The organism is Streptococcus sp. 2154, from assembly GCF_013277255.1.
GTDB classification, from domain to species: domain Bacteria; phylum Bacillota; class Bacilli; order Lactobacillales; family Streptococcaceae; genus Streptococcus; species Streptococcus pseudopneumoniae.
Genome location: NZ_VMMK01000024.1, coordinates 61,685 through 86,214, shown reverse-complemented (window position 1 = coordinate 86,214; position 24,530 = coordinate 61,685). Strand labels below are relative to the sequence as shown.

The 24,530-nt window shown below is 40.7% G+C and carries 19 protein-coding genes and 2 pseudogenes; 1 reads left to right on the top strand and 20 read right to left on the bottom strand.

The annotated features are described in order from the left end of the window. From HT693_RS04075 to gyrA, 19 genes and pseudogenes are all read right to left on the bottom strand, one after another. Positions 1-1,992: YSIRK-type signal peptide-containing protein (locus HT693_RS04075; protein WP_172924923.1), on the bottom strand; the 1,992-nt coding region annotated here is incomplete at its 3' end. A 653-nt stretch (positions 1,993-2,645) separates the two neighbouring features. Beyond that, a pseudogene (locus HT693_RS04070) lies at positions 2,646-3,034 on the bottom strand (hypothetical protein); the annotation flags it as partial. A gap of 3 nt (positions 3,035-3,037) precedes the next feature. After that, entirely contained in the window at positions 3,038-3,949 is a 912-nt protein-coding gene (locus tag HT693_RS04065) for an Rpn family recombination-promoting nuclease/putative transposase (RefSeq protein ID WP_083022231.1), read from the bottom strand. A gap of 334 nt (positions 3,950-4,283) precedes the next feature. Then, a complete protein-coding gene (gene lepA / locus HT693_RS04060) occupies positions 4,284-6,107 on the bottom strand; it encodes a translation elongation factor 4 (RefSeq protein WP_001047210.1) in 1,824 nt (607 codons plus the stop codon). Between the two features lie 78 nt (positions 6,108-6,185). Further along, on the bottom strand, positions 6,186-6,914 hold the full coding sequence (locus tag HT693_RS04055) for a metallophosphoesterase family protein (protein ID WP_172924921.1): 729 nt from the start codon (positions 6,912-6,914) through the stop codon (positions 6,186-6,188). Position 6,915: 1 nt separating this feature from the next. After that, positions 6,916-8,583, bottom strand: coding sequence for a DNA repair protein RecN (gene recN, locus HT693_RS04050; protein WP_166735361.1), 1,668 nt, complete (start codon positions 8,581-8,583; stop codon positions 6,916-6,918). 6 nt (positions 8,584-8,589) lie between these two features. Further along, positions 8,590-9,021, bottom strand: coding sequence for an arginine repressor (locus HT693_RS04045; RefSeq protein WP_001034403.1), 432 nt, complete (start codon positions 9,019-9,021; stop codon positions 8,590-8,592). Next, a complete protein-coding gene (locus HT693_RS04040) occupies positions 9,014-9,829 on the bottom strand; it encodes a TlyA family RNA methyltransferase (RefSeq protein ID WP_001041042.1) in 816 nt (271 codons plus the stop codon). Before HT693_RS04040 ends, HT693_RS04045 begins: the two co-directional genes overlap by 8 nt. Continuing rightward, positions 9,822-10,697: a polyprenyl synthetase family protein gene (locus tag HT693_RS04035; protein ID WP_050975896.1), complete on the bottom strand. Its 876-nt coding sequence runs from the start codon at positions 10,695-10,697 to the stop codon at positions 9,822-9,824. Before HT693_RS04035 ends, HT693_RS04040 begins: the two co-directional genes overlap by 8 nt. Then, complete coding sequence (locus HT693_RS04030; RefSeq protein ID WP_000043226.1) at positions 10,694-10,906, bottom strand: exodeoxyribonuclease VII small subunit; 213 nt, start codon at positions 10,904-10,906, stop codon at positions 10,694-10,696. The genes HT693_RS04035 and HT693_RS04030 overlap by 4 nt, the downstream gene beginning before the upstream one ends. Continuing rightward, positions 10,884-12,224: an exodeoxyribonuclease VII large subunit gene (xseA, locus tag HT693_RS04025; protein ID WP_050975895.1), complete on the bottom strand. Its 1,341-nt coding sequence runs from the start codon at positions 12,222-12,224 to the stop codon at positions 10,884-10,886. Before xseA ends, HT693_RS04030 begins: the two co-directional genes overlap by 23 nt. Before the next feature lie 127 nt (positions 12,225-12,351). Beyond that, the gene (gene udk, locus HT693_RS04020; protein WP_001181364.1) at positions 12,352-12,990 is read right to left on the bottom strand and encodes a uridine kinase; all 639 of its coding nucleotides are present in this window, start codon (positions 12,988-12,990) and stop codon (positions 12,352-12,354) included. A gap of 107 nt (positions 12,991-13,097) precedes the next feature. Further along, positions 13,098-13,400: a bacteriocin immunity protein gene (locus HT693_RS04015; protein WP_000983427.1), complete on the bottom strand. Its 303-nt coding sequence runs from the start codon at positions 13,398-13,400 to the stop codon at positions 13,098-13,100. Then, the gene (locus HT693_RS04010; protein WP_000808578.1) at positions 13,397-13,618 is read right to left on the bottom strand and encodes a hypothetical protein; all 222 of its coding nucleotides are present in this window, start codon (positions 13,616-13,618) and stop codon (positions 13,397-13,399) included. Before HT693_RS04010 ends, HT693_RS04015 begins: the two co-directional genes overlap by 4 nt. Positions 13,619-13,766: 148 nt before the next feature. Next, positions 13,767-14,645 (bottom strand): tRNA pseudouridine(55) synthase TruB, encoded by an 879-nt coding sequence (gene truB, locus HT693_RS04005; RefSeq protein WP_172924918.1) that lies wholly within the window; start codon positions 14,643-14,645, stop codon positions 13,767-13,769. Between the two features lie 9 nt (positions 14,646-14,654). Next, positions 14,655-15,929 (bottom strand): DUF2130 domain-containing protein, encoded by a 1,275-nt coding sequence (locus HT693_RS04000; protein ID WP_138704433.1) that lies wholly within the window; start codon positions 15,927-15,929, stop codon positions 14,655-14,657. A 95-nt stretch (positions 15,930-16,024) separates the two neighbouring features. Then, positions 16,025-16,306 (bottom strand): annotated as a pseudogene (locus HT693_RS03995) (PLP-dependent transferase); the annotation flags it as partial. A 159-nt stretch (positions 16,307-16,465) separates the two neighbouring features. Next, entirely contained in the window at positions 16,466-17,209 is a 744-nt protein-coding gene (gene srtA, locus HT693_RS03990) for a sortase SrtA (protein WP_000018518.1), read from the bottom strand. Then, positions 17,209-19,677, bottom strand: coding sequence for a DNA gyrase subunit A (gyrA, locus tag HT693_RS03985; protein WP_119942511.1), 2,469 nt, complete (start codon positions 19,675-19,677; stop codon positions 17,209-17,211). Before gyrA ends, srtA begins: the two co-directional genes overlap by 1 nt. 193 nt (positions 19,678-19,870) lie before the next feature. On the opposite strand from gyrA, the gene HT693_RS03980 reads away from it, so the two are divergent. Further along, the gene (locus HT693_RS03980; RefSeq protein ID WP_000204723.1) at positions 19,871-20,839 is read left to right on the top strand and encodes an L-lactate dehydrogenase; all 969 of its coding nucleotides are present in this window, start codon (positions 19,871-19,873) and stop codon (positions 20,837-20,839) included. A 349-nt stretch (positions 20,840-21,188) separates the two neighbouring features. Here HT693_RS03980 and HT693_RS03975 read toward each other — a convergent pair whose 3' ends face one another. Continuing rightward, a complete protein-coding gene (locus tag HT693_RS03975; protein ID WP_172924916.1) occupies positions 21,189-24,443 on the bottom strand; it encodes a DEAD/DEAH box helicase family protein in 3,255 nt (1,084 codons plus the stop codon). Positions 24,444-24,530 lie beyond the last annotated feature (87 nt).

The window sequence follows — 24,530 nt, the reverse complement described above, 5'->3', positions numbered from 1 at the left end:
CTTAGCTGCTGCTTTTTCATCTGGGCTAAGCTGGTCATTTCCTTCAATCTCAGCTTCTTTCTTATCAAGCTCATCTTGAATAGCTTTTTTAGCCTTGTCTTTTCCTACTGGGTTAACTTTGGTTATTGCATCAATCCCATCCGTTTTAGCTTTTTCCACACCATCTTGGTCTGTGGCTATTTTGACCTTTTGTGCTGCTTTTTCTGCTTCTGCTATAACTTTTTCTGTAGCTATCCTCTTTTCGTTTTCTGATAATGTTTCATCATCATCTATTTTAACTAATTTCTCTGCTGCTTTTTCAGCTATTTCATCAGCTGCTTTATGTTTTATTTTCTTTTCTTCATTCAGGTTTTTTTGTTTTTCTATGGCTTCTTCTACTACTGTTCGATAATCAGTAGTACTAGCTCCAGATTCAATCTTTTCCTTAATTTTCTGCAATTTTGCTTCATAAGCAGTCTTGGTTTCAGGAGTTGACCATTTTGTATCTTCTTCTTTTTGTTGGGTTAATTTATCATAAACTTTTTCAGCTAAGTCCTTAGCGACTTTCCTAGTATCCTGAGTAACTCTAAACCCTGTTCCAGTAATTGGTAGAGCATAATGATTCCACTCTACTTGGTATCCCATACCTAGATGTAGATTATCATTTGAACTAATACGAACCTTGTATTCCGTATATCCCGCAGGGATATCAATCTTTTTACTCTTGAATGTTCCTGCTGTACCCTTTGAACTATAGGGAGATTCTGCTAACTTATGATTAAGATTCTCTTTATTTATTCCAGCTACAGGCATATCAATTATTTTAGAACTTATTTCAGTAGCTTTTGTCACACTCTTATCATTATCAGATACAGATCTTGCAGGATCAAAATTAACAGAGTACAATAGAATATCATTATTTTCTTTTTTACCTAATAATTCAACTTTGTAAGTAGCTTTTTTTCCGTCAATATCTCCTGTATATCCTATATTGAAAGCAATTTCGACGCTTGATCCTACTCCTTGCGAATAAACTTTAAATGTCTTTTCTATACCATTAAATCCCTCCAAACCTTTAGAGATAGTTTTTCCTTCACCTCTTTCCATATACACTGACTTATCAAATGTAGGTAAATCCCTAGTACTTTTTGTTCTCACTTTAGACAGGAAGAGAGCATATCGGCTATCACGATTAAAAACACTTTCCTGAGTCCATGTATTATATCTATCAGTACCTTTCAAAACCGTATTCACAGTCTCAATAGGAAAGACACCGTCAGCTGTCTTTCTTGCAACAGCAAATTTTCCTGTTTTGCCATCTGCTGAAACTGCCTTCCAACCACCAAATTCATCCAATTCACTCACTTCACCTGGATTTATACTTTTGGTAGCACCAACTTGGTCTATGTTAGCAAGTTTTTTCTCATTCTCTACTGTTTCAGGCAAAGCTTTTAATTTAGTCGCCAAATCGTCTACACTTGCACCATCTTCTGGAGCTTCATAAGTCTGATGTGCATCTAGGTCGTCATCGGTTGCAGTCGCTGTTGAGGCAGGGGCTGCATCACGTCTTTTACGTACTTTTGGCTTCCTGCTTGCTTCTTCTGATTTTGTACCTTCACCTTCAGATTTTGGAGAGCTAGAGTCCCCACTCACAGAGTCTTCAGTTGTAGTTTCGCTTCTTTCAGATGAGTTGGCTTCTTCCTCTTTGGTCTCTGGATGACTTTCTTGCTTGCCTTCATCCCCTGCTTCAGTATTGGTTGCAGATCCTTGTTCCTTTGCAGCAGGAGCAGCGTAGGTTGGCTGCTGATTCTCTGGTTTTTTCTCTGTTTCCGAATCCTTATCAGCTGCCACCTCCTCATTTGACTGTACGGTCTGCGCTTCCTCAGCAGATACCGCTCCACTTCCCATAAAGAGATAGAGTGCCGCCACGGCTACCGAGGCCGCTCCAAAACTAACCTTCCGAATCGAAAAACGTAATTGTTTTTCTCTATCGTCCTTCTCACTATAAAACATATTAGATGTTCCCCTTTTTAGTTTAAATTTTTTCAAGTGTAATTACTGAGTCCATAACTATAACACAATGCAAAGGTTTGCCTTGTGAATCAAAAATGCACTCAATCATTCAACCTGATATGACTAGACTATTATACCTTAAATTACTTTAAAAAGATAATCATTTGACTTCTTTATCTCACTTAGTATCAAGAAAAAGACAGCCTATCCATATATATATGGATAGGCTGTACAAAGCTATTCTATCAAGCTTCCTGACGATTCTGTCTTGAGAAACATATACAAATCAAGGTTTTATTACAATTTGATAACATTTTAGTTACGGTTTGTTTCGAAGTGTTTCCACCTGATGTTAAGCAGATCAAAAGCTAATTGATAAAAACAAATCCTAGCATTGTATGCTTAAAAAGCCTCTCTTCTGTAGTAGCCACGCATACTCTCTTTTTTATCATTTATGGATAAAACTAAATCATAGGCCAGTTTATAGATTCTAACCCCTTGCTTAGGGATTCTTATAGATTAGATTATTAGCTAGCTAACTCCGAAATCACTGTATTTTATCGAACACTATCTAGGAGATAGAGAGTTACAAAAAACTCCAACCATGGCTTGCGAACCTTGTCTTTGCTGGTTTCTCTGTATTTTTTTAGGGCTTATTTGTATTTTTTCAATAGCTCCTCAAACTCAGCGACGGTTATGCCCACAACTGCTGGCTAGCAACCTCAGAAGTCAGAAGACCTTGGCGGACTAGATTTACTAAACCTACTTTTAATCCCTGTTCAAGCCCCTCTGCACGACCTCTCTCCAACCCTTTTTCTTCAGCTTGTTCCAAGGCATAGTCCTGTGCTAATAAGGCTTGTTCTTCTCGCATACGTAGTTGACTAAACATCTCCCTGTCCTCCTCGAACCAGCTCTTGTAATCTAGCAGTTGGTCTGCTTGGCTGATGGCTCGCTCAGGTTCTTGGGTAAAGGGTTTATTCCCGAAAAACTCCAACCATGGCTTGCGAACCTCGTCTTTGCTGGTTTCTCTGTATTTTTTTAGGGCTTATTTGTATTTTTTCAATAGCTCCTCAAACTCAGCGACGGTTATGCCCAACTGCTGGCTAGCAACCTCAGAAGTCAGAAGACCTTGGCGGACTAGATTTACTAAACCTACTTTTAATCCCTGTTCAAGCCCCTCTGCACGACCTCTCTCCAACCCTTTTTCTTCAGCTTGTTCCAAGGCATAGTCCTGTGCTAATAAGGCTTGTTCTTCTCGCATACGTAGTTGACTAAACATCTCCCTGTCCTCCTCGGACCAGCTCTTGTAATCTAGCAGTTGGTCTGCTTGGCTGATGGCTCGCTCAGGTTCTTGGGTAAAGGGTTTATTCCCGAAAAACTCCAACCATGGCTTGCGAACCTCGTCTTTGCTGGTTTCTCTGTATTTTTTTAGTTCCAAGAATGCCATCTTAACCAGATGGTTTTCCTGTCCATTGTTTGTAATTGTTAAAACCTCACCTGTCCTATCCTCTCGCATGCTAAAACTATGAAAAGCCAAGTCATCTGAGAAGTAGTTACTATCCACAATTGCGATAGCGTATACTGGTGAGATGTGTTTATAACTCTGATGAGTATCACCTTCTCGTTGACGAATTTTTTCAAGATTTTGATTGACCTGACTGCAAAGATAAGCCCACAGGCGATTGATGAAAAAATTCTGATGATGGACTTGAATCTCAATGATTACTTGAGTACCATTATCTAGTTCAGCTAAAACATCTATACTGGTATAGAAATCCTGAGCCGAGTAGGGCAGGGAAGGCAAGACGTGAATGTTACTTCCCTCCAAAATGGTCACATTTTTGGCTGGTAAATCCAGCATATCGCGAATAAATTGACAAGTGATTTCCGGATTGCTAAAAATCTTCTTAGCAACCAAATCATTGGTCGGGCTAATGCCCGGATGACGTACAGTCATATTGCTTCTCCTTTCATTATAGCACATTTTTTAATCTAGATTTGATTATTCTATTTATTTATTCGAAAAAGAAAGGAAAATACAGTCAAGATATGGTCACAAATTTAAAATTTTATAGTGAAATGAAATAAGAACAGGGCAAATCTATCAGGACAGTCAAATCTATTTCTAACAATGTTTTAAAAGTAGAGGTGTACTATTCTAGTTTCAATCTACTATACCATTATTTTCTCCGATTTCTTGATAGTTTATAAAAAAGCAGACCATCTAAGCCTGCTTTACTATTGATTCTTATATACATTTCCTGTGAACAAGGAAAGGCATTTCTGATAACTTATTCTTCATCCATGCTCAAGACGCTGAGGAAGGCTTCTTGAGGAACTTCTACTGATCCGATGGCTTTCATACGCTTCTTACCAGCTTTTTGTTTTTCAAGGAGTTTGCGTTTACGAGAAACGTCACCACCGTAACATTTAGCAAGTACGTTCTTACGAAGGGCCTTGATATCAGTACGAGCGACAATCTTGTGTCCAATTGCTGCTTGGATTGGAACCTCAAATTGTTGGCGAGGGATGATTTTCTTGAGCTTATCAACGATGAGTTTCCCACGTTCGTAGGCAAAGTCCTTGTGAACGATAAAGCTGAGGGCATCCACCTTGTCTCCATTGAGAAGGATATCCATTTTCACTAGCTTAGATGGGCGATATTCTGACAATTCGTAGTCAAAACTTGCATAACCACGTGTCGAAGACTTAAGTTTATCAAAGAAGTCGAAGACGATTTCAGCCAGTGGAATTTGATAGATGACATTAACACGGTTATCATCAATATAGTCCATAGTCACAAAGTCCCCACGCTTACGCTGAGCTAGCTCCATTACTGCTCCGACGAACTCCTGTGGTACCATGATTTGCGCCTTGACATAAGGCTCTTCAATGGTCGCAATCTTAGTTGGGTCTGGAAACTCAGATGGGTTAGACACATCCATAGACTCACCGTCGGTCAAATTAACTTTGTAAATAACAGACGGAGCTGTCATGATGAGGTCAATATTGAACTCACGTTCCAAACGTTCTTGGATAACATCCATATGGAGAAGTCCAAGAAATCCACAACGGAAACCAAATCCAAGTGCCTGAGATGTTTCTGGTTCAAACTGAAGACTAGCATCATTCAGTTGCAATTTTTCAAGGGCTTCACGCAGGTCATTGTACTTGTTTGACTCGATAGGATAGAGACCCGCAAAGACCATAGGATTCATCTGCTTGTAGCCATGTAATGGCTCTGTTGCAGGATTGGTTGCCAAGGTAACGGTATCCCCCACACGAGTATCCTGAACCGTCTTGATAGAAGCCGCAATATAACCAACGTCCCCAGTCGCAAGAAAATCACGACCAACTGCTTTGGGTGTAAAGATACCGACTTCGGTCACATCAAAGGTCTTGCCATTGCTCATAAGCTGAATCTTATCGCCAGGTTTGACCACCCCATCCATGACACGCACTTGGAGGATAACTCCACGGTAAGCATCGTAAACTGAGTCGAAAATCAAAGCCTTAAGAGGCGCCGTCACATCACCCGTTGGTGCTGGTACTTTTTCTACAATTTGCTCTAGAATTTCTTCTATACCAATACCAGCCTTGGCAGAAGCCAAAACTGCTTCACTGGCATCTAGACCGATGACATCTTCAATCTCTGTACGCACTCGCTCAGGGTCTGCAGCAGGCAGGTCAATTTTGTTAATGACTGGCATGATTTCCAAATCATTGTCCAAGGCCAGATAAACATTGGCAAGGGTTTGAGCCTCAATCCCTTGGGCAGCATCGACCACCAAAATCGCTCCCTCACAGGCAGCTAGCGAACGGGAAACTTCATAGGTGAAGTCTACGTGTCCTGGTGTGTCAATCAAGTGAAAAATATAAGTTTCCCCGTCTTTTGCAGTGTAATTGAGCTCGATGGCATTTAACTTAATGGTAATCCCACGTTCCCGTTCTAAATCCATACTATCCAAAAGCTGAGCTTGCATTTCACGACTGGAGACTGTCTCAGTTTTTTCCAAAATGCGGTCTGCTAGAGTCGACTTCCCGTGGTCAATATGGGCGATAATAGAGAAGTTACGGATCTTCTCCTGTCGTTTTTTCAATTCTTCTAAGTTCATGAGTCTCTTCCTTTCAGGGTATCTATTTATTATAAATTGTTTTTGATATTTTGACAAGACCATCCCCTGCTAGGAGTACTAATCTTCAGCGACAAAGCCGTCATTTTCGATAAAGTGGTGTTCTGTCATCCCTTGGTCTGTAAAGACAATCCCGTGAAGGACACCACCATAAACAGCTCCTCCATCCATTCCAATCTTACCATTTTCTGCCATCCAAAGCTCAGCTGTACCACGCTCTTGCTGTAACAAACCATAGACCGGTGTATGACCGAAGACAATGGTTTTTCCAGTATGATTTTCGGCTTCGTGGAATGGTTTTCTAAGCCATACTTTCTTGTAATCTGTGGTTTCATGCCAGTCGTCCAAGGTCAGATCAATACCAGCATGTACAAAGATATACTTGTCTGTCTCTACTACAAATGGCATTTGACGAATGAATTCGACCAAGTCTGCCGCTTCGGTAGCAACACGCTTGGCATCCTCAACTCCATCAACTGGTGCATCCAAGGGACGACCTAGGATAGAGTTAATGGTTGTATCTCCACCATTACGACGATAGTGATCATAGCTTTCTTCTGGGTTATCAAGCCAAGTCAAAAACATATACTCGTGATTTCCTGACAAACAGATTGCCCCTTGATTATCGACCAAGTCCTTAACCATCTCTAAAACACGGCGACTATCTTCACCACGGTCAATCAAATCCCCTAGAAAGAGCAACTGGGTCTGACCATCCCATGTTTTGAGAAGGTCTTCCAGCATCCCAGCTTTTCCGTGAACATCTCCAATTACATAATAGTCTGTCATCTTATTTCTCCCTGTTTCTCAACAATTCTCTGGCTTGCGTCAGGGCTGCTTCGGTCACATCATCACCTGCCAACATCTTAGCAACTTCCTCCACTCGCTCTTCAACCGTCAAGAGACGAACAGTCGAAACTGTTGAATGGTCATTGCTAATCTTCTCAATAAAGAATTGATAATCCGCAATCGCAATCACTTGTGGTAAATGGGAAATAGCTAGAACCTGCCCATGTTGGCCAATCTTGTGAATCTTCTGTGCAATAGCCTGAGCTACACGGCCTGAAACTCCCGTATCCACCTCATCAAAGACAATGCTAGTCTTACCTTCTTTACGTGAAAAGGCAGACTTAATGGCTAACATGAGACGAGATAATTCCCCACCAGACGCAACCTTGACCAAGGGTTTAAAGTCTTCTCCAGGGTTGGTTGAAATATAAAACTCAACCATTTCATTGCCCTCACGGCTGAATTTGCCCTTGCTAAAACGAACCTGAAACTGGGCTTTTTCCATATAAAGGTCTTGCAGTTCTTGTTTAATCTCAGCTTCGAGCTGCTGAGCCAAGTCATGACGAGCAGAGGCAAGTTGACCTGCCAAATTGACAAGACTGACTTCCAACTTCTTGAGCTCTGCTTCCATGTCCTCAGACGAAAGATTATTACCTGTCAAGAGATTGTATTCTTCCGTAATCTTGGCAAAATAAAGCAAGACATCGTCTACAGTCCCACCATACTTGCGGGTAATAGTATGAAGGAGGTCCAAACGATTCTCAACCTGCATGAGACGATTGCCGTCAAAATCAAGGTCCTCAATAATAGCTTCCAGACGTTTGCTAATATCTTCTAAAATATAGTAGGTCTCAGACAGAGAGCTTGAAATTTCACGGTATTCAGGGTCGTACTCTTCGACACTTTCCATGTCATTCATGGCTGAACGAACATTGGCTAGACTTGAAAAGTCTTCATTGTCCAACATACTGTAGGCATTGGTCAGTGTATCCGCAATATTTTTATGATTGAGCAGTTTATCACGCTCTTGATTGAGAGACAAGTCTTCTCCAGCCTGCAAGTTTGCTGCCTCAATCTCTGCCATTTGAAATTCCAACATTTCGATACGTGCCTTGTGTTCCTGTTGGTTTTTCTTGACTTCCAGAACCTGCTTGCGCATTTTTCGATAAGCATCAAAACTTGTTTGATAGGTTTCTTTCAAGTCCCAAAAGGCTGTATCACCAAATTCATCCAGCATCTGAATATGCAGTTGGGGACGCATTAACTCTTCTTGATCATGCTGACCATGAATGTCCACCAGATGTTGCCCAATAGCACGCAAAACAGACAGATTAACCATCTGGCCATTGACACGACTAATACTCCGACCATTTTGCAAGATTTCCCGACGGATGATAATTTCATCACCCAATTCCAAACCTTGCTCATCAAAAATTTCCTGTAAAAGACGACTATTCTCAACTGAGAAAAGCCCCTCAATCTCTGCCTTTGGTGCACCATGACGAATAACATCTGTCGTCGCACGAGCTCCCAACATCATATTCATGGCATCAATGATAATCGACTTCCCTGCGCCTGTTTCACCAGTCAGGACTGTCATCCCCTTTTCAAAATGGAGGGAAATAGCCTCAATAATGGCAAAGTTTTTTATCGAAATTTCAAGTAACATATAGACCTACCATTTTTTTACTTGTTCAAAGATTTCCTCAGCTAGACTTTCACTTCTGGCCATGACTAAAATCGAGCTATCATCAGCCAAACAGCTGAAAATCTTATCCGCAAAAGTCTCAATTAACTGAGCTTTTACAAAAGCCGTATTTCCTGGAATAACTTGGAGATTGATCATCTTGTCCATCAATTGAGCCGATTCGATATTATATTCAGCTAGTTGCAAACTTTTTACGATTGATTTTGGCAATTCATAGACATAGGTGTTGTCTCTCAAAGGAATTTTGACAATGCCTAGCTCTTTGATATCACGTGATACTGTCGCCTGAGTGGCAGTGATGCCTGCCTCTTTCAAATGTTCTACAATTTCTTCTTGTGTACCGATTTGATAATCTGTCACAAATCGTCTAATTTTTTCAAGTCTCTCTTTTTTATTCATTTTTAAATTGACTATGCGCCCTTTCTACTATTTCTTCAATCTCAGCAAGAACCTGATTGCTTGCTGACTCTTCTTTTTTCAAATACGCTAAAAACTCGATATTTCCATGTCCACCTTGGATGGGAGAAAAATCCAATCCAAGGACTGAAAAGCCTTCCTCTACTGCCATAGCTGTGACAGATTCAAGGACATGTTGATGAACCTTAGCATCGCGAATAATTCCATTTTTCCCGATCTGCTCTCGACCTGCCTCAAACTGAGGTTTAACCAGAGCCACGACCTGCCCTTGATCAGACAAGACACGGTGCAAGGCCGGCAGAATCAGACTAAGGGAAATGAAACTCACATCAATACTGGCAAAGCACGGCTCCTGCTTGAAATCGGTCTTTTCAGCATAGCGGAAATTGAACTGCTCCATGCTGACAACTCGTGGGTCTTGGCGTAGTTTCCAAGACAATTGATTGGTACCAACATCAACTGCAAAGACAAGTTCAGCACCATTTTGCAACATGACATCGGTAAAACCTCCAGTAGAGGCACCGATATCAATCGTTGTAGCTCCTTCCACTGACAAATCAAAGACCTGCAAGGCCTTTTCCAGTTTCAAGCCACCACGGCTGACATACTTGAGTTTCTCCCCCTTGAGTTTTAACTCAGTGTCGTCCGGGATTTTCTCTCCTGGTTTGTCAAACCGTTCTCCATTCAGGACTGCTAGGACTAGACCAGCCATGACACCGCGCTTGGCCTGTTCTCGCGTTTCAAACAAGCCCTGTTTATAAGCTAGTACATCCACTCTTTCCTTAGCCATTGATTCTCAAACTTTCTACTACACTTACAATCGATTCTATCTCAAAGGGAATCTGCTGGGCAATTTCTTCTAATTTTGCATTAGCTTGATCCAAAGTCTGGTTACAAAAGGCAATAGCTTCTTCCAAGCCCAATAAGGCTGGATAGGTTGATTTTTCAGCCTGCAAATCCTTTTGTGGTGTCTTGCCGATTTCCTCAAAACTGGCGGTCACATCCAGTACATCATCTCGAACTTGAAAAGCAAGCCCAATCAATTCACCAACCGTTTTCAGCTTCACCTGCATCTCAGGTGCCAATTCAGCAATAATAGCAGCCGCTTGGAAGGGATAGGCTAGCAGTTTTCCAGTCTTATTAGCATGAATAGTCTGGAGTTCTTCCAAAGACAAATGCTGGTGTTCGCCTTCCATATCCAAAACTTGCCCTGCAACCATTCCCAGACTACCTGAAGCAAAGGATAAGTTAGCAATCAAGTCTACCTTAATCTGACTTGGCAAATCTGCCTGCGCTATCAAGGCATAGGGATCTAGGAATAAAGCATCTCCTGCCAAAATGGCCATAGCTTCACCAAATTTCTTATGATTGGTCAAGCGTCCCCGACGGTAATCATCATCATCCATAGCAGGAAGGTCATCGTGAATCAAACTCCCTGTATGAATCATTTCCAAGGCTGCGGCCACCTGCGCGTGAGCTGGTTTAATAGCCACCTGCAAGGCTTCCAGAACTTCCAACAAGAGAAAAGGTCGAATACGCTTGCCACCAGCATGAATGGAATAGAGAACAGACTCTCGCAAACTAGAGGCAAACTGCTGGCCTCCATAAAAGTCTTCCAAGGCTGACTCGACAAGAGCTAATTTTTCTTGCTTCTTCATTCAAAATCACTTTCTGTTCCGTCTTCTTGCATGACCTTGACCAAGGTCTTTTCAGCCTTGTCCAGCGTCGCTTGGAGTTCTTTTGACAAGACCATGCCCTTTTGAAAGGCAGCAATCGCATCTTCCAGAGCAATTTCACCATTTTCCAAACTTTGGACAATGGTCTCCAGTTCTGCTAGATTTTCCTCAAATTTCTTTTGTTTTGACATCTTTAACCTCTAATTCTACTTGACCATCTCGCATCAAAAGCGTTACTTGGTCTTTTTTCTTCAAACTCTCAACCGAATCAACCACGGAATCTTCTTTTTTGACAATAGCATAACCACGCGCCACGATTCGACTGGTATCCAACATGAGCAAAGCTTCTGAAAGTCGCCTCACTTCAGCAACCCTGGCATCATAAACCAGCGTCATTTGACTACGGAGGAGCTTATCCAACTGGCCTAGACGGTCTTGATAGCGTTGGATTTTGGTAACAGGTGATAATTGAACCAGTTGATGCGTCCTTGCTTGGACTAATTGCTTGTTATCAGAAATCCGTGTTCGCAAACTTTGTTTCAAACGCAATTGCAGTTGATCCAAGCGTTGCATATAGCCATCATACAAACGTTCTGGTTGTCTAAAGATAACAGACTGACTGCATTTTTTCAAAGCTTCTTGTTTCTTAGATAGGACATTTCGGACTGCCGTTGCCATCCGTTTTTCCTGATTTTGCAAATGAGCTAATAGATCCAACTTGGTCACAGGTGTTGCTAGTTCAGCCGCCGCTGTTGGCGTTGCAGCGCGTCGATCTGCCACAAAATCTGCCAAGGTCACATCCGTCTCATGCCCCACACTAGAGATAACTGGCAAACGAGATTCAAAAATAGCTCGTACCACAATTTCTTCGTTAAAGGCCCAGAGATCCTCTATGGAACCACCTCCACGACCAATAATGAGTAAATCCAAATCGTCCCCTTGATTAGCACGCGCAATATTTCTAGCAATTTCCTCCGCAGAACCTTCACCTTGAACCTTAGTTGGATAGAGTAGAATATCAACACCTGGAAATCGCCTACTGACGGTCGTGATAATATCTCGAATAACGGCTCCACTGCGACTGGTTACCACACCAATTCTCTTAGAAAATTGGGGCAGAGCTTGCTTGAAACGTTCTTGAAACAGGCCTTCTTCTGTCAATTTTTTCTTGAGTTGTTCAAACTGAATCGCAAGCGCCCCAACCCCATCAGGCTCAGCCTTTTCAATGATGATGGAGTAGCTACCACTTGGTTCATAGACCTGCACACGCCCAATCACATTGATTTTCATTCCTTCTTCTAGGTCGAAACCTAATTTCTGATAAACCCCAGACCAGATGGTCGCTTGAATAACTGCATGGTCATCTTTTAGGGAGAAATATTGGTGAGTAGGTCGTTTACGAAAGTTGGAAACTTGACCAGTTAAATAGACCCGTTCCAAGTATGGGTCTTTATCGAATTTCATTTTCAGATACTTGGTCAAAGTTGTTACCGATAAATACTTTTCCATCTCCACCTACTATTCATTTTCTTGCTCTTTCATGGGTATTATTATACCAAAAATATGCCTAAAAATCTCCATTTATGTACCATTATGAGGGAAAAATAGAAAAAGGAGGCAAGGCCTCCAATTCTGTTTATTTGCTATTTCGAGCTTCTTCCAAAATCTTAGCAATCTTGGTCGTCAACAGGTCGATAGCTACTGTATTGCTGACTCCCTCAGGAATGACGATATCAGCATAACGCTTAGTCGGCTCGATAAACTGATGGTACATGGGTTTAACCACACCTAGATACTGGTCAATAACGCTATCAAGGCTACGGCCACGTTCTTCCATATCGCGCTTGATACGACGAATAATGCGCACATCATCATCCGTATCCACAAAAATCTTGATATCCATCAAATCGCGCAGGCGCTTGTCCTCCAAGACCAAAATGCCCTCAACGATAAAGACATCCTGAGGCTCCTGACGATAGGTCTTGCTGCTCCGTGTATGTTCAGTATAGTCATAAGTCGGAATGTCCACCGGACGCCCTGCCAACAATTCCTTCATCTGCTCAATCATCAAGTCTGTATCAAAGGCAAATGGATGGTCATAGTTGGTTTTGATACGCTCTTCAAAGGTCAAATGAGACTGATCCTTGTAGTATGAATCATGCTCAATCATGGAAATCTTTTCATCAAGAAAATGCGATAAAATGGCTCTTGAAACACTGGTTTTACCACCACCAGAACCACCTGTCACTCCAATAATGATTGGTCTATTTTGCATGCTATCCTCCGTTATTTTATCCGTCGTCTATTCTATCACATTTTTTACAAAATTTATAGTCTCATCAGCAAAAAACACCAGAGTCTTCCCTCTGATGTTCGATAGTTTTAACGAAAGCCCTGTAGGGTTTGAGCAAGCATCTGCAAGAAAGCCAGTCTCCCTCTTTCCTGGCTAGGAGCTTTGGCAATCCATAAACCAAAATCAATGACAGACTTAGGTGCCTGGTAATGATGCGTCATGAGGTAAAGCGACAACCCTTGACTCAAATTGGCCATGACCGATTGGTATTTTTCATTTCTGTCTAAATTTTGTATAGCAAGACGAAACAGGTGACTCAACTCACTATTTTCATTTATTTCTTTTTGTTGAAGAAGTTGCTCCACCCTTTCTCGAAACTCATTTTGCATCATGGAATTATCACACCAAATCCTGGTCTAGGTGCCCATGGACCATAATTAATCCAGCCATTGACTACTACACTTCCCGTGTACCCCCAAAACTCTCCATGATTGATACTGCATTTTGCTCGACCTTTAACGTCTACACAATATACTCCTGGGCCTAAGTTCCCACCAGAACCTGTAATGGACTCTAAATATTTATCTGAAAGAATTTTAAATTGCTTCATTTCACACCTCTAAATTTCTATATAGATTATTTGAGTATCTACAACTCGCAACAATTGGAATATTATAATTCCCAACCCCATTCTACTATTAGTATGGGGTTTTATCAAGCAATTGTTATCTATCACCCGATTTTTATTCCTAAAGGATCTAGCTAAAAACCTTCCTTGGCTTGTAGAGTTTGTCCCGTTTTTCTAGAATGGCTAACAATGTATCATCTTCAAAGGCAGCCAGTTCTTTGTCCGTTTGGTCTAGCTCAATAAAACGACCAAAGCGAACTTCTGTAGCTTCTTCTGGACTTAGGAAAACTTTGACAAGATCACCTGTCCCAATCTCTATAGGATGGAGAAAGTCCAATTGGCCAGCCTCTACTTTTTCAGCAATTTCCTCCAAGGTCAGTGCGTCTTCTAATTGTAAGCCAGCAGCACTAGTACGAGTTAACTGAGACATATGAGCCGCATAACCAAGCTTTTCACCCAAATCAACTGACAAAGTACGGATGTAAGTCCCTTTACTGCATTTTACACGAAAAGTGAATCGGGCAAGTTGGCCATCATAAGAAATCGGACTTGTTCGCTCAAATTGATAAATGGTCACCTGACGTTCTGGACGCTCCACTTCCTGACCAGCACGCGCATACTCATAGAGCTTGCGACCATTAACCTTAACTGCCGAGTACATAGGCGGAATCTGACTAATAGGTCCAGTCAAGCTCGCAATCGCTTCATCAACAATGGTTTCATCTAAAGGTGACAAAACAGGCGTCTCTGCGACAACTTCCCCACTAGCATCCTCGGTCGTCGTTGAATAGCCCAGAGTGATTTCCCCCTCATAGACCTTGCCCTCGTCCTGCATAAACTCGACCATGCGGGTCGCCTTGCCAACCGCAATGGGCAAAACACCCACTACATCTGGATCCAAGGTCCCACCATGACCAATTTTCTTGGTGCCCAAAATCTTACGCAGTTTAAAAACCGCATCATGCGAGGTCATTCCTGCTTCTTTTTTTAAGTTGATAATACCGTTCATTTTTGCTTTCTACTCCCCCTTCAATGCTTCAAATTTCGCTTTCATGGTTGGATTTTTCCGAGTCAATTTTTTAACAGAAACATCTTCCAATTTGTTGTTAGCTAAACGGAGTTGGTTTTCAGATGTGGTCAGGAATTTCTTAACCTCTTCCATGCGTTTGATGGCCTTGTCGATTTCATCAATAGCTTTTCCAAAGTTGGTCGAAGCTGAATTATAGTTCTTAGCAAAGGCTAGTTTAAAAGCATCCAAGTCTTCCTCAAAATGTGTAATGTCGATATTTTGCTCGCGAACAAGCGCTAACTCCTGCTTGTATTTTAAAGAATTAAGAGCCGCATTACGTAAGAGCCCAATCAACTGAATAAAGAATTGAGGACGAACCACATACATCTTTTCATACTCGTGACTGACGTCAACAATCCCTGTGTTAAAGTAGTCGTTATCGGCCTCAAGCATGGTCACTAAAACGGCATATTCACAGTTCTTCTCCCGACGGTCCTTGTCCAATTCCTTGTAAAAATCTGCATTCTTGTGCTTCTTCTCTGTTCCGTCAGCTTCATTCTTCATCTCAAACATAATGGAGATAATCTCTACCTCATTTTCATCACACTCACGGAAGATGAAGTCTCCCTTAGACCCACGCGCAGAGACTTTGTTATCCTTCTCAAAGTAGGCATTTGGAAAGGCGAAACTACGGACCTTGTTAAACTCACTCTCTGCATACTGTTCTAGGCTTTCCCCAATGGCTTTTGTAGATTGTTGAGCCTTAAAATTCTTATAAAACTCGACTTGTTCACTAGCTGCTTTAAGCTGGGCTTCATAGTTTTGCTTAACAGAAGCCAAAGACAACTCATTTTCCTTTTCTTGCAAGAGGAGCTGATTTTTGACCTGAACATGTTCTTTTTCTAGGTCAGAAAGGGTCTTTTGCAGTTGATTTTCATGCTCTAAACGCAAAGTGGCCAATTGGTTCTCCAAAGCCTGTACTTCCTTGTCCTTAGCCAAGAGGGCCTGATGGCTTGTCTCTTCAACTTCTTTCTTGGCCAATTCTTTTTCTGTATCAAAGTTTTGGATCTGACTCTGTAATTGCGCAATTTCTTGATCCTTCTGAGCCAGTTTAGTCTGTTGCTCATTCATAGCCTTTTGCTCAGCCAAGGCCAGTTCCTGCCTCATCCTATCGTGTAGTTCCTTATCAAACTCTGCCGTTCTCACTTGGGACAAAAGTTCAGCATACTGGCTTTCATTTACTGTAAAGACTTCCCCACAGTTGGGACATTTGATTTCGTTCATTACATTCCTCTTTCTAGACTTCTGTAACCATTATATCACGCATGAAGGAAAATCAAAAACAGCGAGTCGAAACCCACTGTTTATCTTCTTTTTCTTTAAATTTTTTCCAAGGCCAAGCGCAAGTCTCCAATCAAATCTTCTACATTTTCAAGACCGATAGACAAGTGGATTTGGTTTGGTGTGACACCTGCTGCTTCTAGGTCTTTTTCTGACAATTGACCATGAGTGGTTGTTGCTGGATGGACAACAAGCGATTTAGCATCTGCCACGTTTGCAAGATCAGAAAAGATTTCTAAATGATCAATGACCTTGCGGGCTTCTGCCTCCCCACCTTTGACATGGAAGGTAAAGATGGAGCCGAAACCTTTTGGCAAGTATAGTAGATTGAAACTAGAATAGTACACATATACTTCTAAAACATTGTTAGAAATCGATTTGACTGTCCTGATCGATTCGTCCTATTCTTATTTCATTTTACTATATTTTTATGAAAATCTTAAAAAAATCAGTGAAATTCTGGATTTCACTGATTTGTATTAATAAAATTGTTTATATGGTTGATTGAAAGCTGTTAGGATTTCATCAGATGTTTGTGAATAATCTTTTGTTTCTTTCAAATCACCTTTGACAATAATACGTTCTGTAGCAGCAAGGTCTTCACAGGTTACTAATGTGATTTCATTGACCCCTTCTCTATCATCAACCTCATCAACACGATCCGGTGTCACACGTTTGACTTCACGTATTTCATAAGTATAAACTTTATTTTTATCGGTTAGATAAATCTTCATGCCATTTTTAGCATTATCTAAAGGAGAAAATAACATTTTATTAGCATTATCAACACCAAAGATATGGTGACTAGCTAGACTATAATTTCCTTCCCCCATTACTTGCTCGCGTTTCATTGTACCAGCTCCGTAGAAGAGATTAACATTATCAAGTCCTTTAAAAATCGGCAAATTCATTTCCAATTCAGGAATTGCAATTCCCCCAATAACTGGTAATTTTTGAGCATCCCATTGAGAAGTTAGAACAGCTTCCGAAGAGATAGCTTTGACAGAATCAAAGTCAAAATTGCCTTCTGTATCCTGATTTTCTTCTAATTTTTCTTTTGATACCTGGCTAACTTGATACTTATTGGTATTCCAGACTATGAAAATATTTCGAATTTGCGCATTAAAAATCAAAGCCAGTGACAGTAATATCAGAAATCCTGCTAGGATATTTGTCAGCAGATTTTTTCGCTTGTTTTTCTTTTTATTATTTTTATGAGACATTATTCTTCACCTTCTGTTTCATTTTCTGTCCCAACCTCTTCTTTTTCTGCCACCGCAACCGTTGTGAAAGTCACTATCTGAGCATCTTGATCCAGGCGCATTACTTTAACTCCCATAGTTGCACGTCCTGTTTGTGAAATATTGGCAAGATTGGTTCGAATCATGACACCTGTATCAGTGATAATCATCAAATCCTCATCCCCTTGAACAGTCATAAGACCGGCCAGCAAGCCATTTTTTTCGGTAATTTTAGCTGTCTGCATTCCCTTACCACCACGACCTTTTGTTGGGTATTCAGTAGCGACTGTACGCTTACCATATCCTTTTTCTGTGATAATAAGAACCTCATCTTGATCAGTAATCAAGCTGGCACCAACAACTGTGTCTCCTTCACGAAGGTTAACACCTTTCACACCAGTGGCGATACGACTCATACCACGAACGGCTGATTGATTAAAGCGAACTGCATAACCAAACTTGGTACCAATGATAATATCCATATCTCCTTCCGCCAACAAGACATTGATTAACTCATCTTCATCCTTTAAATTCAGCGCTTTGAGACCATTTTGACGAATATTGGCAAATTCCTTAACACTGGTTCTCTTCACAATACCGTGACGGGTTGTAAAGAAGAGATAAGCATCATCACTGCGATCAGACTCAACATTGATAACCGTCTGAATATTTTCGTCTTCATCCAATTTCAAGAGATTGACTACTGGTAGCCCTTTGGCAGTCCGACCATACTCAGGAATTTCATAACCTTTCAAACGATAAACTCGTCCTTTATTTGTGAAGAAGAGCAGATGATCATGGGTGCTAGTTGACACTAACTCACGAACAAAGTCATCATCTTTCACTCCTGTTCCTTGGACACCACGACCCCCACGTTTTTGAGCAGTAAATTCAGCTTGGTCCAGACGTTTAATGTATCCTTTGTTAGAAAGGGTAATTAAGACATCCGATTCTTCAATCAAGTCCTCATCCTCGAGACTCAAGACCTGTCCAACCATCAACTCTGTACGGCGTTTATCGGAAAATTTACGTTTAACTTCATCCAATTCGTCTTTGATGATTTGAGAAACACGTTCAGGCTTAGCAAGAATATCCGCTAAGTCCGCAATCAGAGCCAAGAGGTCATCATACTCAGATTGAATCTTATCGCGTTCCAAACCTGTCAAACGACGAAGACGCATGTCTAGGATGGCCTGACTTTGACGTTCAGAAAGCTTAAACTTACTCATCAACTCATCTTGTGCTTCCGCATCCGTTTCACTAGCACGAATGATACGAATCACTTCGTCGATATGGTCTAGCGCAATCAAGAGACCTTCTAAGATATGAGCGCGCGCTTCCGCTTTTTCCTTATCAAAACGTGTACGACGAACAACTACTTCTTTTTGGTGCTCGATATAAGCATCCAAAATCTGACGAAGAGACAAAATTTTCGGTATACCATTTTGGATAGCCAGCATATTGAAACCAAAGTTGGTTTGCATCTGGGTCATCTTGAAAAGATTATTGAGGATAACATTGGCTGACGCATCACGCTTGACTTCAATAACAAATCGAACACCCTCACGGTTTGACTCATCACGTACTGCTGTAATCCCCTCAATGCGTTTTTCCTGAACCAAGCGAACAATATGCTCATGCACCTTGGTTTTGTTGACCATATAAGGAAATTCTGTTACAACAATGCGCTCACGGCCAGTCTTAGTTTCTTCGATTTCGGTACGAGAACGTAGGACAATCGAACCTTTACCTGTTTCATAAGCCTTGTGGATACCTGATTTCCCCATGACAAGGGCACCTGTTGGAAAATCTGGACCAGGCAAGACTTCCATCAATTCCTTGGTAGTCACTTCAGGATTATCCATGACCAACTTCACTGCATCAATGGTTTCACCTAGATTATGAGGTGGAATATTGGTTGCCATCCCAACCGCAATACCAGTTGCTCCATTAACCAAAAGGTTTGGAAAACGCGCTGGCAAGACCAAGGGTTCCCGTTCGTTGGCATCATAGTTATCAACGAAATCAACTGTATTTTTGTTGATATCACGAAGCATTTCCAGAGCAATCTTGCTCATACGTGCCTCGGTATAACGTTGAGCGGCAGCACTATCTCCATCCATGGAACCAAAATTCCCATGACCATCTACAAGCATGTAACGGTAACTCCACCATTGAGCCATACGGACCATGGCTTCATAGATAGAGGAATCCCCGTGTGGGTGGTATTTACCCATGACATCCCCTGTAATACGAGCAGATTTTTTATGGGGTTTGTCTGGAGTAACACCCAATTCATTCATTCCGTAGAGAATGCGACGGTGAACAGGTTTTAAGCCATCTCGAACATCAGGAAGAGCTCGCGCTACGATAACACTCATGGCGTAGTCGATAAAGCTTGCCTTCATCTCCTTTGTCAGATTGACATTCACTAAATTTTTATCCTGCATTAATAAATGCCTCATTTCACAATTAGTAAGTAACAACATTATACCATAAATTCCCATCTATTTCAGCCTCTAAACCACTAAAACGTTTACATAGAGAACTATACGGCATATTCGTGACAAAGTTTTTTAAAAGTGATAGAATGAAGTTGTCTAGGGAAAATCCCCTAATAAAATTAAGGAGATGTTTAGAACAATGACTTCAACTAAACAACACAAAAAAGTTATCCTTGTCGGTGATGGTGCTGTAGGTTCATCTTACGCTTTTGCACTTGTTAACCAAGGAATTGCACAAGAGCTTGGAATTATCGAAATTCCACAATTGCATGAAAAAGCTGTTGGGGATGCGCTTGACCTTAGTCACGCCCTTGCCTTCACTTCACCTAAAAAAATCTATGCAGCTCAATACTCTGACTGTGCAGACGCTGACCTTGTTGTGATCACTGCAGGTGCGCCTCAAAAACCAGGTGAAACTCGTCTTGACCTTGTAGGTAAAAACCTTGCTATCAACAAATCAATCGTAACTCAAGTTGTTGAATCAGGTTTCAAAGGTATCTTCCTTGTTGCTGCTAACCCAGTTGACGTTTTGACTTACTCAACTTGGAAATTCTCTGGTTTCCCTAAAGAACGCGTTATCGGTTCAGGTACTTCACTTGACTCAGCTCGTTTCCGTCAAGCCCTTGCTGAAAAAATCGGTGTTGACGCTCGTTCAGTTCACGCCTATATCATGGGTGAACACGGTGACTCTGAGTTTGCCGTTTGGTCACATGCTAACGTTGCCGGTGTAAAATTGGAACAATGGTTGCAAGCTAACCGTGACTTGAATGAAGCTGACCTTGTAGAACTCTTCATTTCTGTTCGCGACGCTGCATACTCAATCATTAACAAGAAAGGTGCTACATACTACGGTATCGCTGTAGCCCTCGCTCGTATCACTAAAGCAATCCTTGACGATGAAAACGCAGTACTTCCACTTTCCGTATTCCAAGAAGGTCAATACGGAATTGAGAACGTCTTTATCGGTCAACCAGCTATCGTTGGAGCACACGGTATCGTTCGTCCAGTAAACATTCCATTGAACGATGCAGAAACTCAAAAAATGCAAGCATCTGCTAAAGAATTGCAAGCTATTATTGACGAAGCATGGAAAAATCCAGAATTCTAAGAATCTTCTAAAAATTAATTTAACTATAGACAACTCCTTGAATCATCAGGGAGTTGTTTTTTTTAGCTGTATGATATAGTCTATTGAAGTTAGAGTAGTACACAACTGCTTCTAAGATCTGGTTAAAAATTGCTTTCTTCAGATTTTATAGTGCATTGAATCTATAACGGTACGCATCTACTACTAAAACATTTCTATAAATCAATTTTCCTTTCCTACTCGATTTGTTCATATCTTATTTCAATCCATTATACATCTTCCCACAATAAAACGCATAATACCAAGGATTGTCAATACCTTATCTTATGCGTTTTTTCTGATTTCAAAGAATTTTGACTCAGCCTTCTTTTTAATTATTTTCAAAATAGGAATCAACCAACTTTTGAATGCGCCCTTCTTTAGCCGCTGGAATGGTATCTGCTAAAACAAAATTCTTCCTACTGATATCTTTAGAAAGATTTCCAAAAATAAAATTAGTCGAGATATTATAGATAATCTCAGACGGAGCAAATCCATAAACCTGATTCTCTAAAATATGCTTCAAACGTTTTTCAGAATCTGGAAATAATTGTTTCAAACCATCACTATTATAGAGGCGTTTAACCAATTCTGCAATATAGAGACCTGACTTCATATATAAATCAATAAAAGTCTTAGATGGATCATCAAAAATCCCTGGATTTTCCTTTTCCAAATCATCCACCATCCTTTTCACCACTCGTTTAGGAGTGAAAATTTGGTTGGTCTTCTGCGGTGGAATATAGTCAAAAATGTCTTCTTTTTGATCTTTAAAATAATCCGCCAACTCCTTTTTCTTGCGAAGAAATTCTTGGATAGCTTCGTCAAATGTTGCTCGATCAAAGAGATGCCCTGCAAAATCCTGCCCACCATCTCGCAAATATCTAAACTGATCAATCGTAATCCCTGTTACTTCATAAAAAACATGTTCAGGAACAAAGGTATCAAAATTATCAAGTGTTAGAGTTTGATCACCATAGGCCATAATAAAACTTGGGATGGTTCGTGCAAATCCACGAAGATGGTCACGAATCTCATCTTGAGCTGATTGTTTCAACTGTTCAACACGTTTTCTCTCAACCTGTTCGATAAACTTCTCAGGAATTTTTTCCACTTCTTTTTTGAGTGTTTGCTCTAGTTTTTCTTTGTGAATGAGCTTATTTTCTTCTAAACGTTTATCCAAATCTTCTTGAATCTTATCCTTTTGCTCCTTATCATCTGCTTCTTTAATTTGTTGCTGCAATTCTTGCTTGATACGAGCTTCAGAAATTTTTCTTTCAATGTCATTTTTTCGAATTTCATTCTCAAATGTTGCTGTAATTTGCTTCTTGATTTGGTCTGTTTCCCGAGTTTTAAGGTTGTATTCAGCTTTTAAATCTTCTACAATCACTGAAGAAACTGTCTTACTCAAATCATTTGCCAATTGTTTTTGAGTTCGTTCCTCATCTTTTGTGACTAACTCAGCAACAGATTCACCAAGCCCATAAACTTTTTCACCAAAAAGTCGCATTTGCTGATTAACTACAATTTCATGGTCTACTACTGCATTTCCCTCATCATCGACTGTAACATCTGAAAAGTCTAATAAATCAGAACTATCTTGTACCTTCCCTTCCTTTTCAACTGGCAGCTCATTTAAAATATCTAAAACTGTTTGACTAGCTTGGAAAATACCGCTGATATTATCAAATAAGAGATTGGACATAAAGCCACGTTTAAGAACTTCTCTAGCTTTTATCTGACGAGGGATGGTTAGAACTGCCTTGGCATCAATTTCAACCATCTTACCAGCACGGTCTTCGGCAATAACTGGAAAGAAGTTTAATAATTCTCTAATATTTTCTTCACGAGTTGTCGAAGTCCCGCCGCCTCCTGCAGTCGCAAGCGATAAGTTGTTGGCAAACTCATCAAAGAGAATCAAGGTTCTTTCCGGCGCAAAGTCAAATACATAGGCTTTTTCTTTGCGGAAATGATTTCCTTTGCTATCGGTCCATGAATATGGGTTCTGAGCACGAAATGCAGCCTGCATATAAAGAGCAGGTGATTTCAAATTTGATAACATCAATACACCTGTCCATTCAGGGATAGTGACCCCTGTCGTCAACTGACCAACGGAGAGGGTAATGGTTTTGTCATTCTCTGCTATCGCTTTTCTAACCAAGTCCAAGGATTTGAGTTTGACTTTATCGTCATCCTCGGACATACGCCCGTCGCCAGCAGCTAACACAATCTCATAATTTTCATAGATGGGATGTTCTTCTAGTAGAGCTTTTAAAGCTTTAGCTGAGGCTACACGTTCTAACAGCCAAAAAGTATGCTTGAGTTCGTTCCGAAGTTCTTTGGTTGAAAATGGATATTTTTCATTGCTTGACAGAGTATCTAACCAATTTCTGACATCTTGTTCATGGATAAATTTCCCTTTATCATCTGTAGCGAAAAATTCACTCAAGTCAAAAGCATAGTCAATATTTTCACCATCAAGTTGAGCGCCTTTCTCTAGCTCTTCACCAATCATCTGAGACATTTGATAGGTAAAGAGATTTAACTGAGGTAAGGTTTCATATGGATTTTCCTCTTCTTGCTCAGGCGACCAAATAGTTTTGGCTGCCTGCTCATCAGCATAAGACCAGTTATAGATTTGCTCCTCGGTAAAATCTCCCTTTGCCAATGCTTTAAATGGAGTTCCAGAAAGGTGTAAGGTAAAGTTTCGACGGATCTTATTAAAAGCTTGGTCTGTCTTAAAGGTATCAACTCCTTCGTGAGCCTCATCGATAACCAATAAATCCCAGTGGAGATCTGTAACCCATTTAAGTTTGTTATGCTCTCCACCTAGATAAGCAGAGCCTTTCAAGTCTTGAAGACTGATAAAAGCAAGTTGTCTTACATCGTCATCTAAAATACCAACAAATTCTTTTCGTGACAAGGTTGGACGACTCTTAAGGCTGTCTGATTCAGAAACAAACTTATAAGTCGTTTGACCTGCTATGAATGTTTCGAAATCATCATACCATGAGTTAGCAATGGCAGGGCGGTTTGTTACAATTAGGACATTAACAGCTTCCATTCGACGAGCTAGGTCATAGGTAGACAAGGTTTTACCAAATCGTGGTTTGGCATTCCAGAGAAATTTGCCTCCAGCATGTTCTTGGAAATAAGCTAATGTCTTAGCAACTGCTTCTTCTTGCTCTTGTCGCAGAGTATAGTCCTGTCCTTTTCCAGGTTGATAACCAGACAAATCATGCTGAACAAATTTATCGAATAGATTTTTAGATTTTTCAGGAGTTCCATTAAAATAGAACCATTCCGTCTTAGGACGACGTTCTACATCATGGAAAGACAAGAAATGGTGGAAATCATGATCCTTGAAAGTTTTCCCCTTATCAGGCTCTTCTGTATAAGCTGCATCACCAGTCCATAAGACATCTGTAGCTATATGAGCTGTATGAGTTTGCTCCTTGATACGTTGTGTGACATCACGTTCTGTATACCCAATCTTAATCCAGCCTTCATTACTGGTTACTGTCGGTGTGGTGTAGGCATAGATTTTAGGATGAATTTCTTTAGCGGTTTTTATTTCTACTGGCATAAGTTTTCCTTTTTTGAACGTTTGCTAACCAAGTCAATTTATCTAACAAATGACTTTCTCATCTCATAAGTACAAAAAGGGTCAGGG